The 15,587-nt window shown below is 58.3% G+C and carries 18 protein-coding genes and 2 tRNA genes; 12 read left to right on the top strand and 8 right to left on the bottom strand.

Annotated features, from left to right (window positions below):
- The coding region (locus tag ACQZ63_RS17195; protein WP_141681087.1) for a GTP-binding protein at nucleotides 1-99 on the bottom strand (99 nt) is incomplete at its 3' end.
- Between the two features lie 432 nt (nucleotides 100-531).
- On the opposite strand from ACQZ63_RS17195, the gene ACQZ63_RS17190 reads away from it, so the two are divergent.
- Nucleotides 532-1,164 (top strand): TerC family protein, encoded by a 633-nt coding sequence (locus ACQZ63_RS17190; protein ID WP_003513029.1) that lies wholly within the window; start codon nucleotides 532-534, stop codon nucleotides 1,162-1,164.
- A 1,054-nt stretch (nucleotides 1,165-2,218) separates the two neighbouring features.
- Here ACQZ63_RS17190 and ACQZ63_RS17185 read toward each other — a convergent pair.
- Entirely contained in the window at nucleotides 2,219-2,668 is a 450-nt protein-coding gene (locus tag ACQZ63_RS17185; protein ID WP_003513030.1) for a hypothetical protein, read from the bottom strand.
- A gap of 324 nt (nucleotides 2,669-2,992) precedes the next feature.
- On the opposite strand from ACQZ63_RS17185, the gene ACQZ63_RS17180 reads away from it, so the two are divergent.
- Entirely contained in the window at nucleotides 2,993-3,319 is a 327-nt protein-coding gene (locus tag ACQZ63_RS17180; RefSeq protein WP_035251814.1) for a BA14K family protein, read from the top strand.
- Between the two features lie 119 nt (nucleotides 3,320-3,438).
- The gene (locus ACQZ63_RS17175; RefSeq protein WP_013636443.1) at nucleotides 3,439-3,633 is read left to right on the top strand and encodes a hypothetical protein; all 195 of its coding nucleotides are present in this window, start codon (nucleotides 3,439-3,441) and stop codon (nucleotides 3,631-3,633) included.
- 70 nt (nucleotides 3,634-3,703) lie between these two features.
- Here ACQZ63_RS17175 and ACQZ63_RS17170 read toward each other — a convergent pair.
- Together ACQZ63_RS17170 and ACQZ63_RS17165 are read right to left on the bottom strand one after the other, a co-directional pair.
- Nucleotides 3,704-3,777 (bottom strand) — tRNA-Gly (locus tag ACQZ63_RS17170).
- Nucleotides 3,778-3,803: 26 nt separating this feature from the next.
- Nucleotides 3,804-3,888: transfer RNA gene (locus ACQZ63_RS17165), tRNA-Tyr, on the bottom strand.
- Nucleotides 3,889-4,097: 209 nt separating this feature from the next.
- On the opposite strand from ACQZ63_RS17165, the gene rlmB reads away from it, so the two are divergent.
- The 5 genes from rlmB (at nucleotide 4,098) to ACQZ63_RS17140 (ending at nucleotide 7,983) form a co-directional block, all read left to right on the top strand.
- Nucleotides 4,098-4,985 carry a 23S rRNA (guanosine(2251)-2'-O)-methyltransferase RlmB gene (gene rlmB / locus ACQZ63_RS17160; protein ID WP_003513033.1) on the top strand — a complete coding sequence of 296 codons (888 nt, stop codon included), beginning with the start codon at nucleotides 4,098-4,100 and terminating at the stop codon, nucleotides 4,983-4,985.
- A 76-nt stretch (nucleotides 4,986-5,061) separates the two neighbouring features.
- Complete coding sequence (locus tag ACQZ63_RS17155) at nucleotides 5,062-5,454, top strand: acyl-CoA thioesterase (RefSeq protein WP_003513034.1); 393 nt, start codon at nucleotides 5,062-5,064, stop codon at nucleotides 5,452-5,454.
- Between the two features lie 6 nt (nucleotides 5,455-5,460).
- Entirely contained in the window at nucleotides 5,461-6,054 is a 594-nt protein-coding gene (locus tag ACQZ63_RS17150; RefSeq protein ID WP_065702389.1) for a hypothetical protein, read from the top strand.
- Between the two features lie 99 nt (nucleotides 6,055-6,153).
- The gene (locus ACQZ63_RS17145) at nucleotides 6,154-6,570 is read left to right on the top strand and encodes a DUF2946 family protein (RefSeq protein WP_113556358.1); all 417 of its coding nucleotides are present in this window, start codon (nucleotides 6,154-6,156) and stop codon (nucleotides 6,568-6,570) included.
- Between the two features lie 48 nt (nucleotides 6,571-6,618).
- Nucleotides 6,619-7,983, top strand: a complete 1,365-nt coding sequence (locus ACQZ63_RS17140) for a PepSY-associated TM helix domain-containing protein (RefSeq protein WP_113556359.1) — start codon at nucleotides 6,619-6,621, stop codon at nucleotides 7,981-7,983.
- 176 nt (nucleotides 7,984-8,159) lie between these two features.
- On the opposite strand, the gene ACQZ63_RS17135 is transcribed toward ACQZ63_RS17140, so the two are convergent.
- Together ACQZ63_RS17135 and ACQZ63_RS17130 are read right to left on the bottom strand one after the other, a co-directional pair.
- Nucleotides 8,160-8,636: a nuclear transport factor 2 family protein gene (locus ACQZ63_RS17135; RefSeq protein ID WP_113556360.1), complete on the bottom strand. Its 477-nt coding sequence runs from the start codon at nucleotides 8,634-8,636 to the stop codon at nucleotides 8,160-8,162.
- Nucleotides 8,637-8,648: 12 nt separating this feature from the next.
- Nucleotides 8,649-9,260, bottom strand: coding sequence for an NAD(P)-dependent oxidoreductase (locus ACQZ63_RS17130; protein WP_113556361.1), 612 nt, complete (start codon nucleotides 9,258-9,260; stop codon nucleotides 8,649-8,651).
- A gap of 154 nt (nucleotides 9,261-9,414) precedes the next feature.
- On the opposite strand from ACQZ63_RS17130, the gene ACQZ63_RS17125 reads away from it, so the two are divergent.
- Nucleotides 9,415-9,798 (top strand): winged helix-turn-helix transcriptional regulator, encoded by a 384-nt coding sequence (locus tag ACQZ63_RS17125; protein WP_003513040.1) that lies wholly within the window; start codon nucleotides 9,415-9,417, stop codon nucleotides 9,796-9,798.
- 61 nt (nucleotides 9,799-9,859) lie between these two features.
- Here ACQZ63_RS17125 and ACQZ63_RS17120 read toward each other — a convergent pair whose 3' ends face one another.
- Nucleotides 9,860-10,213: a DMT family protein gene (locus ACQZ63_RS17120; protein ID WP_003513041.1), complete on the bottom strand. Its 354-nt coding sequence runs from the start codon at nucleotides 10,211-10,213 to the stop codon at nucleotides 9,860-9,862.
- 242 nt (nucleotides 10,214-10,455) lie between these two features.
- Here ACQZ63_RS17120 and uvrB point away from each other — a divergent pair, with 242 nt between their 5' ends.
- Nucleotides 10,456-13,437: an excinuclease ABC subunit UvrB gene (gene uvrB, locus ACQZ63_RS17115; protein WP_113556432.1), complete on the top strand. Its 2,982-nt coding sequence runs from the start codon at nucleotides 10,456-10,458 to the stop codon at nucleotides 13,435-13,437.
- Nucleotides 13,438-13,468: 31 nt separating this feature from the next.
- Nucleotides 13,469-14,437: an alpha/beta hydrolase gene (locus ACQZ63_RS17110; RefSeq protein ID WP_113556362.1), complete on the top strand. Its 969-nt coding sequence runs from the start codon at nucleotides 13,469-13,471 to the stop codon at nucleotides 14,435-14,437.
- 12 nt (nucleotides 14,438-14,449) lie between these two features.
- Here ACQZ63_RS17110 and ACQZ63_RS17105 read toward each other — a convergent pair whose 3' ends face one another.
- The gene (locus tag ACQZ63_RS17105) at nucleotides 14,450-14,884 is read right to left on the bottom strand and encodes a DUF1801 domain-containing protein (RefSeq protein WP_065660774.1); all 435 of its coding nucleotides are present in this window, start codon (nucleotides 14,882-14,884) and stop codon (nucleotides 14,450-14,452) included.
- A gap of 140 nt (nucleotides 14,885-15,024) precedes the next feature.
- On the opposite strand from ACQZ63_RS17105, the gene ACQZ63_RS17100 reads away from it, so the two are divergent.
- Nucleotides 15,025-15,480, top strand: a complete 456-nt coding sequence (locus ACQZ63_RS17100; protein WP_003513045.1) for a PRC-barrel domain-containing protein — start codon at nucleotides 15,025-15,027, stop codon at nucleotides 15,478-15,480.
- The last annotated feature ends 107 nt before the right edge of the window (nucleotides 15,481-15,587 follow it).

Here is a 15,587-nt window from a genome sequence, read left to right as displayed (position 1 = left end):
CGTGATCGCAGCAGTCAACGACGTCTTGCCGTGGTCGACGTGACCGATCGTGCCAATGTTGACGTGCGGCTTATTGCGCTCAAACTTGCTCTTTGCCATGTGAATTGCTTCCTGTGAACGTGAAGTAGTTTTCCCGGCGAACCGGTTTGGTGTCGCCGTTTAAGGCTTTGTAAGCGAATGCGCAAGACTTAATTGTCAAAGCACGGTCGCGCACGCCTAAGGCGCGCCTCAAGGTGCATATATGGTGCGTTCCGCGCGATATTCAAAGCTGGCTCAGCCTTCCCACGCGACGGGCAGACGGGACGCACGGACGGGACCCTGCCTGTACCCCTCTTCGCACAATCGGATCGTTAAATAAGCTTTTTCTTTATCACAACTTCTTTACCTGGACCCTCATCATGGCTTAAGGAAATCTCATCTCCGGGGGGAGACGGGCGAGCGGGACGATGCGCCCAGGCGCAAAACCTCTATGCCACATATTGATCAGCCGCGCTCTCCGGCGCGAAATTACATCCGTTTCAGGACCGCTCAATGGAAATCTTCACAGCCGCCGGCTTCACGGCATTCATGCAAGTCATTGCGATCGATCTCGTTCTCGCAGGCGACAATGCCATCGTCATCGGCCTCGCCGCCGCCGGTCTTCCCGCCCACCTTCGCCGCAAGGCGATCCTGGTCGGCATCATCGCCGCCACCGTGTTGCGCATCGGCTTTGCCGCCGTCACCGTGCAGCTTCTCTCCATTGTCGGGCTGCAACTCTTCGGCGGGCTTCTGCTTGCCTGGGTTTGCTGGAAGATGTGGTCCGAACTGCGCGAAGCCGCAGGCTCCATCGAAGACGAGGTGACGGACGAAGAGGCTGACCTGACCAAAGGTCACAAGACCTTCTTTCAGGCCGCAACCCAGATCGTCATCGCCGATGTGTCCATGTCGCTGGACAACGTGCTTGCCGTCGCCGGTGCCGCGCAGGACCATGTTACGGTGCTGATTATCGGTCTCGTCGTCTCGATCGCCCTCATGGGACTGGCCGCCAATTTCGTCGCCAAGTTGCTGCACCGCTACCGCTGGATTTCGTATCTTGGCCTGATGGTCATCATCTATGTGGCGCTCAACATGCTGTATCACGGCGTGATCGAAGTCCTGCCCTACATCAAGCCTTATTTCGGCTGAGACTGGCAGTCACATATTCGTCCCGAAAGGCCTGGAAACGAGAGTTTCCGGGCCTTTTCTTTTCATGCCCACACAAATGCACCCTTGCCTGCACAGCATTGCAAGCGCACGCGCAGGTGAAATCGGCGCACGGGGGAATCGGTCTCCGCGTCCGCTGCAACATTCGGATAAGACAGGGAAATCGTAATTTTTTGCCTATGGATTTTGGCAATTGAGGTCAGCCACGGGCAAGCCTAGTGAGCTAGTTAATAAGTCATAAAAATAAAAAGAAAGGTAAAGCTGCCAATGGCTTATGACTGGACCGGCGGTCGCACCCGCCGCCTTCGCAGGATGAAGCTGGGCGCTGTTGCAAGCTCACTAATCCTGCTGGCGCTCTTAACAGCGCTCGTTCTAGGCTGAACGTGCTGCGCGCAATTCAACGCTGACCGGCGGCATGGCAAGGTTTCCCAAAACCGCCCTGCCGCCGCTCCTTCGGGGGCAACGTCCAATCTTTGTTGGCAAGATTTGCCGAATATCAGCGGCGAAGGCATGTCGTGGTTATGCCGCCAAACATATGCATTGAAGCGGGTTCATTTCGGCTCTGAAGCTGCGGCAAGACCTATCGAAACAGCCAATAAATGACGCCAAGCACCAACGTCCACATCAGTAGTGATATGGCGAGTACGGCGAGGTAGTTTCGAAATCGTCTGGTCATCCGCCCACATTGCCGGCCAGCCGCCAAGGGACAGCCGTAACCGTTTGATTGCTGGATGCGGATCAAGCCGCAAGATCAACTCTTTCTATCGAGATGCTGAATCGCAAACCATTCGCAGATTTTACCCGCCCGAAACCGGGGTTGCCTGACCATGTGAATATCAACCCGCCGGTAAGCGTGAAAACGCTGGGCCACGCTTGCCGCAGGATTTGCAGAGCACAGGAAAAACCGCACGTCGTTCTGGACGTGACTCAGACACGCTCCGGTTAACCGAATCGACAAATAAGTCCTTCGGTATGATGTCTGATGACGCGTCATTGCTGGGGCAACGGCGATCAGCCGCCGCCCCAAAAAAGCGCGTCAGCTCTTCAAAGCCGTATTGCACAGGCTCCAGTAACCGCCACCCTTCTGAATCCACTTGAGATCGCCGAGCGTGCCGTCATCCTTGTTCTTACGATAAGAATCGACGCAGGTCTTCAGGCGGGCCTTGCCAGGAGTCTCGCTTGAATATTTCTTATCGACAGCACTCGGAAATACGACGCTCTTCGGAGCCTTTATCGTCGCCTTTTCGGGTTCTTTGTCGGTGGTAGCCGCAACTTGCTTGTCGTCGGCAGCGCTTTCGGCAGCAGCATCGCTACCGCAGAACTTGGCGCGGTAGTCGTTCCACTTGACGTCCTTCGCGGACCCGTCGGCTTTCGCCGCCTGGTATTTCACGCTGCACTCTTTCATGGTGAGCGCCGCTGCGGGGGAGACAAACGCCGCCGATGCGAGCAGCGCTAAGGATGAGAGAATTACAACCCTGTTGATCATCGAAGACTCCCGTGTGCATGATTGCCGGCAGACTATCCGACCGGACTTTCCGCTTGTCAACGAGCAGTGCAACAAGCACTCAAAGTCGAATTGGCGGGGAGCAAAATGTGCTCATCGGGCGTGGCGTTTTCGCGGTGAGGGCTGCATCACTCAGTGACCATCGATATCCACAATCAGCCCGCCGCCAGGGGCATCTCCGCCTCGCCACGCGAACGACGGCCAGCACCGCCCAACGAATCACGTATTCGTGTGACGTCAACCCTGCATCGGAACGAAATTCCTTAATTTTCGTTAGCATCTCGAACGAATAACGAGGATTTATCGATGTTGAGGATGCCGAAGACTATCTCCGCGCTCGCTCTTGGCGTCGCAATATCTACCGCTTCTACCTTGCCCGCCAGTGCGCTGAGCCTCATACAACCGGCCTACGAACAACAGGAGCAGGCGCAGAATTCCGACGGTCGCGGCTATCCCGCATCCGCCTTTGCCGCGGGCAAGGGTGAAGAGGCGTCATCCAACGGTTACGCCCTCTCAGAATCGGAAATAAACCACGTAAAATGGTGTGCAGCGCGTTACGCATCATACCATCCGACCGACAACAGCTATATGGCAGCCGCCGGCATACGGACGCAATGTCGTTCTCCGGATTGATTCAGCCGTGCCGCAGCGAACCGCGTCCCAGCCAATAAGATAAAATTTACTTTAAATTCTATTGACCTGAACCTTTATCCGGGTTGGCCGTTTGAAGCGCGTGCCAGCGAGGAAACGCGATGATGTGGAATCTTGAAAAACTTGAGCAAGAGCGACTTGATCTGATCGAGGTCATTACTGCCCTGCGCCACACTGAACGCCTGTCGACGGCGGATCGCACCTCGATCTTTGAGAAAATTACGGCGCATATGGTGAGGTTAAGCGAGCTCGACGCAGAGAAAATGCGGATTCAGTCGGCCTTGGAGGCGAGCTGAAAATAGCCAACGCTGATTGGAGGCTGCACATCGGCGCGAGGCAACGATTATCGATCTTGTTCAGAAGTTTTGGAGCGGGTAGCGGGAATCGAACCCGCGTATTCAGCTTGGAAGGCTGCTGCTCTACCATTGAGCTATACCCGCGGTGGTGATTTTGATCCTGCGCAGAATGGTGGAGGGAGTTGGATTTGAACCAACGTAGGCGTAGCCAACGGATTTACAGTCCGTCCCCTTTAACCACTCGGGCATCCCTCCAGCTATCTGCTAGGATCGAGCAACCAAGCTCTTCAGATTTCTCTCCGGCGAAGCGCCGTTGCGTCGTCTGTGGCGCGTATATGACGGCCTCGTTCGCTTCTGTCAACACGCCGTTTCACGAATTTTCGGGAAAAAATTCAAACCTCTTTGCAGGCCTGTGGATTATCGCGGGGGCTGGTGTGCGTCGCGTCCCGGAGATATAAGGCGCCATGAGCAAAGACGATCCAAACGACAAATCCACCCGCGACACGCACTACGCCACCCTGCGCCGTGCCGTGCGCGATGCCAAACGCGAGAGGGGCGAAATTCCGACCCCGCAGCAGCCGAAGCGCCGGAATCGTGGCGCGGAAGACTGGAAGCCGCCGCAGCTTGCGCCGGATCAGGTCCACCTTTACGGCCTGCATACCGTGCGTGCGGCGCTTTCCAATCCCGAACGGCAACTCATCAAGCTGTCGGTTACCCTGAATGCCTTTGCGCGTCTGGATATCGGCGAAGCGGATGCGCAGCCCTTCCCGGTAGAGATTGTCTCACCGCAGGATATCGACAAGGTGCTCGGCCCCGAGGCGATCCATCAGGGCGTGATGCTGGAAACCAGGCCGCTTCCGGTCAAGAAACTCGATGCGCTGAAGAAAAGCCCGTTGATCCTCGTGCTCGATCAGGTTACCGACCCGCACAATGTCGGCGCCATCATGCGCTCGGCGGTCGCCTTCAACGCCGGCGCCGTCATCACTACCATTCGCCATAGCCCGACGGAGTCAGGCGTGCTTGCGAAGTCTGCGTCCGGCGCACTGGAACTCATTCCCTATATCCAGATCACCAACCTCGCCGATACATTGGGCGAGCTGCACAAGCTTGGCTTCTTCTCGGTCGGTCTGGATTCGGAAGGCCCCGCCCCCATCGAGCAAACCTTCACCGGCGCAAAGATCGCCCTGGTGCTGGGAGCCGAAGGCAAGGGTCTGCGCCAGAAGACCCGCGAAACCGTTTCGGCACTCGCCCGTCTCGATATGCCGGGCGAGATCAAATCGCTCAACGTATCGAATGCGGCGGCCATCGCCCTTTATGCAACGCAGCAATTTCTGGGCAAAGCGTCGTCCTGACGCTTACCCTTCCTTGCGAAATCACAAAGCGCAACGCATGCTGCGCCTTTGACATTCGCAAGGAGCAAATCTCGACATGACCGACCTGCCCATCAAACCGACCGGCGAGCTGACGCTGCGGACGCTCGCAATGCCGGCCGACGCCAATCCGGCCGGTGATATTTTCGGCGGCTGGGTCATGTCCCAGATGGACTTGGCCAGCGGCATCCGCGCGGCGGAGCGGTCTCGCTGTCGCGTGGTCACTGCGGCGGTCAAGGAAATGGCTTTCGAGTTGCCGGTGAAGATCGGCGACACGCTGTCCATCTACACCGATATCGCCCGGCTCGGCCGCACCTCCATCACGCTGACGGTTGAGGCCTGGGCGCAGCGCTCCCGTTACGACAAGCTGGAAAAAGTCACCGCCGGAACCTTTATCATGGTGGCGATGGACGAAAACGGGCAGCCGACGCCCATCCCTCCGACGGAGTAGGGTGCGATGGAGGCCGCCGTCAACGCCGCGGAAGCCTATGCGCATATCCGCGCCGTCATGGGCATGGTGGTCGGCCTCAGCCTCGCCCGCTTGCTGACCGGCCTTGCCGGTTTCGTGCAGCATCCCAAGAAGGAGCGCATCTATCCCCTGCATATCGGCTGGGTGGCGTTCCTGTTTCTGATGCTCGTGCATTTCTGGTGGTGGGAACACCGGCTTTCCGCCACCAGCCACGTCCTCGGCTTCGGCGCGTTCCTGTTCCTGATCTTGTTCTGCTCGCTGTTCTATTTCCTGTGCGTGTTGCTGTTCCCCTCAGACATGAAGGAATACAAGGGATACGAGGACTATTTCTTTTCCCGTAAAAGCTGGTTCTTTGCGTTTCTAGCCGCACTTTTCGTCACGGATATCGGCGATACGCTGCTGAAGGGACAGGACTACCTCTCCTCGCTGGGCGCTGAATATCTCATCCGCACCGCTATTTACGTCGTTCTGTTCACACTGGCAGCTTTCATCGGCAACCGACGCTTTCACAGGTTTCTCATCATTTTCGCCCTGATTTATCAGGTAGTCTGGATATTCCGGACCTACGACCTGCTGGCCTGAACATTCCCATCCCGACGCCGGGTGACAATTGAAAACAGGCCTCGTCTTTCGCCATCGTGTCGCGGTGACACGGCCCGATAAATATGGCATTTCGCTGCAATGGGATTCATTCGCAGTATAATGCAGGACAGAAGTTCGGCTGGCGCCATCGCCACGCTGGCGGTCCTGCTTTTTCTCCTGCAAGGGCTCGTGAATGGCCTGACCAGCGGCAATATGGCCTCAGCCGCGCTGGCGACCAGTGAGATCATCTGTTCCAGCCACATGCCCGAAGGCGGTTCGGGCAAACCGAACCCGGCCTCCAACCCTGCGGGCAAGCTCGCCGACAATTGCTGCGGCACGCTGTGCCGTCTGGCCTCCGTTACCATCGCCGCTCTTCCCGTTACTCCCGTGGAGCGTGCGGACGGCATCGTCCGGGTCGTCGAAGTCGACTTTCTCGACCGCGACACGGCATTGCCGCCGCCGCCACCCAATCTGGAATCGCGCCCACGCGCACCGCCTCCCTCTCTGCAAATGTGAAGAACAATCCGGCCCTGCCGGAAAATCAACTTTTCTGCGGAGACATCCATGTCCGTTACGACCTCTTTCGAGGGCGAGCGCGCGCCTGCGCAATCCTCGTCCGTCAACCTGTACCGCGCCGTATGGCGCTGGCACTTCTACGCTGGCCTTTTTGTACTGCCCTTTCTGATATCGCTGGCCGTCACCGGTGCGCTCTATCTGTTCCGGGACGAATTCGACAATTTCATTCATTCGGACCTGAAGCGCATCGAAGTGGCGCAGAACGTGCCGAAAGCACTCCCCTCCGATATTCTCGCCGCAGCCGTTGCGGCAGTTCCCGGCACTGCTGTGAAATACACCACGCCAAGCGATCCGGGTGCCTCGACGGAAATTACCGTCAGTACGGCCGAAGGGAAACGCGCCGTCTACGTCAACACCTATACCGGGCAGGTTGCCGGTTCACTGCCGGATCGCGGCACCATCATGTGGACGATCCGCTACATCCACAGCCTGAAATATTTCGGCACCTACACCCGCTATCTGATCGAGATCGCCGCCGGCTGGTCCATCCTGCTCGTCGCCACCGGCATCTATCTGTGGTGGCCTAGGAAGCAGAGCGGCGGTGTTTTGACCGTGCGCGGCACGCCGAAAAAACGCGTCTTCTGGCGCGATACCCATGCCGTCACCGGCATTTTCGTCGGCTTTTTCATCGTATTTCTCGCAGTCACCGGAATGCCCTGGTCGGGCGTGTGGGGCGCCAAGGTCAACGAATGGGCAAACGGGAGCAATTTCGGATATCCGGCAGGCGTGCGGACCGATGTTCCAATGTCCGGCGAGCACCTCGATCACATGGCCAAGACCAGCTGGTCGCTGGAGCAGGCGAAAGTACCGGAATCCACCGCATCCGCCACCGGGCAACCAATCGGCATAGATGCAGCCATCGCGCGTTTCGACGGGCTCGGTCTTGCCACTGGTTATACCGTCGTGCTGCCGACCAAATCGACAGGCGTCTATAGCGGCTCCGTCTATCCCGATGACCTTTCAAAGCAGCGCGTCGTCCATCTCGATCAATATAGCGGCAAACCGCTGATCGACATGAGCTATTCCGACTACGGTCCGCTTGGAAAGGCGCTGGAATGGGGGATCAACGTGCATATGGGCCAGCAATTCGGCCTCGCCAACCAGATCGTGTTGCTGGCAGCCTGTGTCGGCATCGTCCTGCTTGCCGTTTCCGCCGGCATCATGTGGTGGAAACGACGCCCCAGAGGTTCGCTCGGCGTGCCACCATTGCCGCAGGATAAACGCGTCTTGCGCGGCCTGCTGGCGCTGCTGGCCATCGGCGGCATCATGTTCCCGCTGGTTGGCGCAAGCCTGCTGGTGATGCTTGTTCTCGATCTGATCGTGCAGTCCCGCGAAAAACAACGCGCTGCCTGACAAAAAACACGGCCGGAAGATATCCCCCGGCCGTGTCCTTCTGAATTCCGGGCGGTTGGCAGAAGCTCGGCCTTAGAGCACGTCCTGTTTAAACAGAATTGTTTGACGTGCTCTAACTGTTTGTTTCTACGAATTTTCCAGACGTAAAACCGCTACGCACTCCTACTGGAAATGCTCTAGAACATCGTATTATTGTTTGCAGCCTTTTCCGGAACCGGCTGGATCACGTCCCAATGTTCGGTGATCTTGCCGTCGGTGACCCTGAAAATATCGACGATGGCGGCTCCGCGAGCACCTTCTTTATCCGTGGAATGGATGTGCAGATAAACCAGATCTCCATCCGTGGCGCTACGCACGATCCGGGATTTCACCTGCGGGTTTTCCTTGAAGAAGCCGGTGAAATAGTCGACGAATGGCTTCTTGCCATCAGGCACCATCGGATTGTGCTGTTTGTAGCTGTCGACGATGACGGCAGCGCCCTTCGCCACCTCGTGCTTGTTGAAGACGGTGTCGTAAAAATCGATCACCAGCTTGCGGTTGGCTTCTTCCTGAACCAGATCGCGCTTGGCGGTTTCCGCCAGAACGGGCGCGGCCATCAGCGCGGGCGCGAGGGCAAGAGCAGCGATGGCAAGACGACGTGTCATGAAATTCATGGATGAGACCTCTCAGTAACCGACGGTGAAACGCTGGCGGGAATGCTGCGGCTTTTCGATTTCATCGACAAGCGCGATGGCGTAATCCTCGAAAGAAATGCGGCTGCCAGCTTCGTTGCTCAAAAGGCTGTCCTTGCCGATACGGAATTTGCCCGTTCTTTCGCCCGGCACAAATTCGGCCGATGGCGACAGGAAGGTCCAGTCGAGCTGCTTTTCCCCTTTCAGACGGTCCAGAAACTCCGCTCCCTTGGTCGCCTCGGCCTTGTAGGCGGCCGGGAAGTCCGGCAGGTCAACCACGCGCTGGCCCGGCGCAATTTGAAGGCTGCCGGCGCCACCCACGACGAGATAACGGGAAACGCCCGAGGCACGGACGGCCTCGATCAGCGTCACCGGATCGCTCGCAGTGAAGTGCACGGCGCTGATCACGGCATCGTGACCCTTAAGCAGTTCCGAAAGCCCTGCCTGATCGAAGACATCGCCCTTTTTTGCCACTACGTTCGGCAGGCTGGCGATCTTTTCAGGGTTGCGGGCGATCGCCGTCACCTGGTGCCCCCGGTCGGAAAGTTCCTTCAGAATACGGGATCCGGCATTGCCGGAGGCTCCGATGAGCGCGATTTTAGCCATGGCTTTTTCCTTTGTAGGCATCGTTATAGGTCTAGATAATAGACCGTTAGGGGAAGCTATGGTATCGCAGCCCCGGCTGCAAGAAGTCAGCCGACGCTGATCAGGTCACACGGCGATGACCTGAAAGGGCACGAAAATGGAAAGAGCAGGGAAAATGCCGGATACGCAAACCAAGGAAATCTTCGCCTTCGACCAGCCCTGCCCCATCCGCGACGTGCTGGATCGTATCGGCGATCAATGGAGCCTGCTGGTTCTGGAGGCGCTTCAGGGCGGGGTGCTGCGTTTCAACGAACTGAACCGCAAGATCGACGATATTTCCAAGCAGATGTTGTCACGGACGCTGAAACGGCTTGAGGAAGACGGTTTCATTCGCCGCACGCTCTATGCGCAGGTGCCGCCGCGCGTGGAATACGAACTGACCAATCTCGGCCGTTCGTTTCTGGTGCCGATGCAATTGCTGGTGCAGTGGGCGGACGAGAACCACGTCCGCATTTGTACGGCACGGTTGGACTATGCCAATGGTGGAACGGGATCGTAACACCGTTCCTCGTGCCGTGGCGAAACCTGTCCGCCACGGCAATAGAAAGGCACTATGGCAATCAGGAGCGGAAGATGAAGGACGCGCCGAAAGCGATGAGCGCAAAACCGATCACGTGGTTGATCGTGATGCTTTCCTTCAGCCAGAAGACCGAGAACAGAGCAAAGACCGCAAGCGTGATAACTTCCTGAATGGTCTTGAGCTGCGCGGTCGAATAGACCTCCGATCCCATGCGGTTCGCGGGGACTGCGAGCATGTATTCGAAGAAAGCGATGCCCCAGCTTGCGACAATCGCAAGGAAGAGTGCGCTGCCCTTGTGCTTGAGATGCCCATACCAGGCGAAAGTCATGAAAACATTGGAGACGATGAGCATCAGGACAGGCCAGATGTGGGCAGGGCTGATCGAGAACGGCATGATTGTTCCTGAATGAAGAAGGGAGGGATGTCACGAAAGGCAGTTTGAAAAACGCAACCGTCATTTTTGTCTTTGCTTTAACTTACCGCCGTATGAAACGGAACCGGTTTCTATCAAAGCGTATTCGGCCGCTATGCAACGTATCCGGCCAAATTTTGTTCCCCGCGCTTCGTTTCCTTTTTGTACTCATTTTTTCTTGGCCTCCCCTTCCCTTTGCGCGTGACTCCCTCCATATTTCGCGCATGGCCAGATCACCCAAAAATTCCAAACCCTCGAATTCCGGCTTCGAGGAAGCTCCGCAATCGTCGTTCGAAGGCGCGCCGCTCAGCGGCAGCGTTGCCGATTGGGTAAAGCAGCTCGAGGCGGAAGCCGAAGCGGGCTCGGTGGAAACCCAGCGCGAAGTCGCCTCGAAAGCTGGCAAGCACCGCAAGAAGATCGAGATCGAAGCGCGCAAGGAAGCGGAAAAAGCGGCCAACAAAACGGCTAAAAACACCACGGCTTCCAAGACAGCGCGCGGCGTTTCCATCGGCGCGTCGAGCGATCCGAAAACCCGCGCCGCCGCCGGTCTCAATCCAGTGGCTGGCATGGACGTTTCCCTGGAGGAGGCGGCCAATCTCGCACCGGGTGCCGTCACCGCCACCGTTAAGGCACTATCGGCGCTTATCGAGAGCGGCAATCCGCTGTTCAAGGACGGCAAGATGTGGACGCCGCACCGGCCGGCGCGTCCGCCGAAATCCGAAGGCGGCGTTACAATCCGCATGGACTCGGAGTATCAACCGGCAGGCGACCAGCCGACGGCGATTGCCGATCTCGTGGAAGGCATCAATTCCGGCGAGCGCAGCCAAGTCCTGCTCGGCGTCACCGGCTCCGGCAAAACCTTCACCATGGCCAAGGTGATCGAGGCAACCCAGCGCCCGGCCGTCATCCTTGCGCCCAACAAGACGCTGGCCGCACAGCTCTATTCCGAGTTCAAGAACTTCTTCCCCGACAATGCGGTAGAGTACTTCGTCTCATATTACGATTATTATCAGCCGGAAGCCTATGTGCCGCGCTCCGACACCTTCATCGAGAAGGAATCCTCGATCAACGAACAGATCGACCGGATGCGTCACTCCGCCACCCGCTCGCTGCTGGAACGCGACGACTGCATCATCGTCGCTTCGGTTTCCTGCATCTATGGTATTGGCTCGGTGGAAACCTATACAGCCATGACCTTCCAGATGCAGGTGGGCGACCGGCTGGACCAGCGCCAGCTTCTGGCCGACCTTGTGGCCCAGCAATACAAGCGCCGCGACATGGATTTCCAGCGCGGCTCCTTCCGCGTGCGCGGCGATACCATCGAAATCTTCCCTGCCCACCTTGAGGATGCCGCCTGGCGCATCTCGATGTTCGGCGACGAAATCGATTCCATTACCGAATTCGACCCGCTGACCGGCCAGAAAACCGGCGATCTGCAATCCGTCAAGATCTACGCCAATTCGCACTATGTCACCCCGCGCCCGACGCTGAACGGCGCGATCAAGTCGATCAAGGAAGAGCTGAGGGTCCGCCTCGCCGAGCTGGAAAAGGCGGGACGCTTGCTGGAAGCCCAGCGGCTGGAACAGCGCACGCGTTACGACATCGAAATGCTGGAGGCGACCGGCTCCTGCGCCGGTATCGAAAACTATTCGCGTTATCTCACCGGCCGCAATCCCGGTGAGCCGCCGCCGACGCTGTTCGAATATATCCCTGATAATGCGCTGCTTTTCATTGACGAAAGCCACGTCTCGGTTAGCCAGATCGGTGGCATGTATCGCGGCGACTTCAGGCGCAAGGCGACGCTGGCCGAATATGGCTTCCGCCTTCCCTCCTGCATGGATAACCGCCCGTTGCGCTTTGAGGAATGGGATGCGATGCGGCCGCTGACGGTCGCAGTTTCGGCCACCCCCGGCTCGTGGGAAATGGAACAGGCCGGCGGCGTCTTCGCCGAACAGGTCATCCGCCCGACAGGACTCATCGATCCGCCGGTCGAGGTGCGCTCCGCCCGCAGCCAGGTGGACGATGTCCTCGGCGAAATTCGCGAGACCGCCGCTAAGGGTTACCGCACGCTCTGCACCGTGCTGACCAAGCGCATGGCTGAAGACCTGACCGAATATCTGCACGAACAGGGCGTTCGCGTGCGTTACATGCACTCGGATATCGACACGCTGGAACGCATCGAGATCATCCGCGACCTGCGCCTTGGTGCCTTCGACGTGCTTGTCGGTATCAACCTTCTGCGCGAAGGCCTCGATATTCCCGAATGCGGTTTCGTCGCGATCCTCGATGCCGACAAGGAAGGCTTCCTGCGTTCGGAAACTTCGCTGATCCAGACCATCGGCCGCGCCGCCCGTAACGTCGACGGCAAGGTCATCCTTTATGCCGACAATATCACCGGCTCGATGAAGCGGGCGATGGAGGAAACCTCCCGCCGCCGCGAAAAGCAGATGGCCTATAACGCCGAACACGGCATCACGCCGGAATCGGTCAAGGCGAAGATCTCCGATATTCTTGATTCAGTTTATGAGCGTGATCACGTAAGGGCCGATATTTCAGGCGTTTCCGGCAAAGGCTTCGCCGATGGCGGCCATCTGGTCGGCAACAATCTGCAGTCCCATCTCAACGCGCTGGAAAAATCCATGCGCGATGCCGCAGCCGATCTGGACTTCGAAAAAGCCGCCCGCCTGCGTGATGAAATCAAGCGCCTCAAGGCCACCGAACTCGCCGTCATGGACGACCCGATGGCGAAGGAAGAGGCGAAATCGCTTGAGGGTGGCGGCAGAAGCAAGAAAAAAGAAACGAGCGCCCGCAACGGGTCGATCTCCCCTCTTGCAGGAGACATATCGGGCGTGACAGAGGACGGTGCCGCTTCCGCAAACGAAAGTGGAAAATCTCTCTTCGCCAAACCTTCGCTGGACGAAATGGGTCCCGGCTCGGACACGGGCAAGCCGCTGTTCCGCAGGAACACGCTGGACGAGATGACCGTTGGCCGCACCGAGAAGCCGGTGCGTGGCGAAGTTCCCGGCAAACCCGAGACGGAAACCGGCAAACGTTTCTCACCGCTCATGGAAGGCCAACCTGAGCGAACCAAGGACGATCCCCGCCCCCTCGTGCGCGGCAAGATCGGAGCGGGTTCCTATGAGGATGCCGGCGAACAGAAGCGCAAAAGCCGGACGAAGGGGAAGACCGGCCGTCCCGGTCGCTGACGCGCAACAGCGCAATCTGGATAGACACCGCATGCATCGAAAAAATCTGGCGGCCTTATGCCTCGTCTTTTTCTCAAGCCCAGTCCTTGCCGGGCAGATTGAGGACGCCACCTTCCACAGCGCCGCCCTGAACGCACCGCTGCCCGTCAACATCTACCGACCGGATGGCACGCCGCCGGAAAACGGCTGGCCGGTGCTTTATCTCCTGCACGGCCATGATGGTGACCAGAACAGCTGGCGAGACCTCGGCAATATCGAAAAGACGCTGGACACGCTGATTGCGGCTGGCGCCATCCGCCCGCTGGTTGTCGTCATGCCAGGCGTTAAAAACAGTTGGTACGTGGATTCGGCCGCTGTCGGTGGTCCCGGCGATTACGAGACGGCCCTGACGGGCGATCTGCGCCATCAGTTGGAAAAAACGCTGCCGGTGCGAAAAGATCGCGAAGGGCGTGCCATCGCCGGGCTGTCCATGGGCGGTTTCGGCGCATTGCATCTGGCTTATGGCCACGAAGACCTCTATGGCGCAGTCGCCAGCCTGTCCGGCGCGATCTGGCAGAACGTGCCCGCCTCCGATCTCGACAAAACGCCCGCGGAACTCAAGCTCATTCAGGACAGCGCCTTCTTCCACCGCGTCGACCGCACCACCGTCACCAGCGGCATCGTGCTGCCCTCCACCGGCGATCACTTCTCCGGCGCCTTCGGCACGCCCTTCGATGCCAGACTTTTCAATGAGAAGAACGTCTTCACCCTTGTTGCACAGCACGTCGCCGAAAGCCAAGAATTGCCCGCCACCTATCTGACAGTTGGCGACGACGACGGCTTCTTCCTCTGGCGCGGCGCGATCGCCCTGCACGAAACGCTTCAGGCCGACAATCGCAAATCCGAATTACGAGTGACCGACGGTGATCATGTCTGGTCGGTGTGGAAAGTGTCAATTATCGACGCGCTGAAGTTCATCGATGGGGAATGGGACAAGGCAACGGACGTTGCGAAAGATTGACTGCCTACTCGATTACCCAGCCTTATTCCCCGTGCGTTTCTTTCCAGCCTTCCCCGCCACATTTAACGCCACCGCCGCGCGGATCAGCGCCACCAGTGCCTCCTCGTCGATCTCATCTCGCTCGTGAAAGTCGATGGCGCGCCGCGTATTGCCCTCAAGGCTCGAATTGAACAGGCCGGCCGGGTCTTCAAGCGATGCGCCCTTCGCAAACGTCATCTTCACGGCTGTCTTGTAGGTTTCGCCCGTGCAGATGATACCGGCATGTTCCCAGACGGGCACGCCGCGCCATTTAACCTCCTCCGTCACATCCGGATCGGCCTTCCTGATCAGCGTCCGGATGCGAGCAAGCGTCTCGCCACGCCAGTCGCCAAGCTCCGCGATCTTTCGATCGATGAGAACCGACGGTGCATTCTCCTCCGCTTCCTTGCTGTCAGTGTTTTTTGCCATAACGTCCTCCCGATTTGGCGTGCCAGTGCTCCCGCTACCAGCATAAACCAAAATTTCCTGCGCTCCCACGCGGAACCAAATCCGGCCTTCACCGTTTCTTCCCCGAACCAAACGTTCAGCATACAAAGGGAAGAAACATCATGAAAATCAACGTCATCGCTCTCGCTGCCGCAGCAGCCCTCTCCTCTTCCGTGGCTTTTGCCCAGACGGCTGCGACTGCGCCTGCTGTTGGCGCCGATGCGACTTTGTCCGGTCCCGGCATCACCATGGGCACCAAGGCTAACGGCCCGCTGAAGTTCGTCAATGTCCAGAAAACCGACCTCACCGCCTCCCAGCTCGACGGTCTGGATATCTATAACGCCCAGAACGAAAACATCGGCGAAATCGAGGATGTCGTCATCGGCGATGGCAAATCGGTGATCGGCCTCGTTGCCAGCGTCGGCGGTTTCCTCGGCATCGACAAGAGCTATGTGGTGCTCGACCCGGCCTCGGTTGCAGTCCACAACGACAACGGCACCTGGAAGGCCTATGTCGATACCACCAAGGAAGCGCTGCAGAACGCACCAAAGCTCGACTACGACAAGCTGGACGACTGATTCCCCTGCAGTCGCAAGCTTGACCCCCGCGATCCGTCGCGGGGGTTTTTCGTGTGTGGAATTTCGGCGCAGTATCCGACAATCCCTCTCTCACGGCGCTTGCCTAG

This window comes from Agrobacterium sp. CG160-95, from assembly GCF_053521725.1.
The sequence above is the reverse complement of the archived record's forward strand: the minus strand, read 5'-3'. Positions and strand labels throughout refer to the sequence as shown.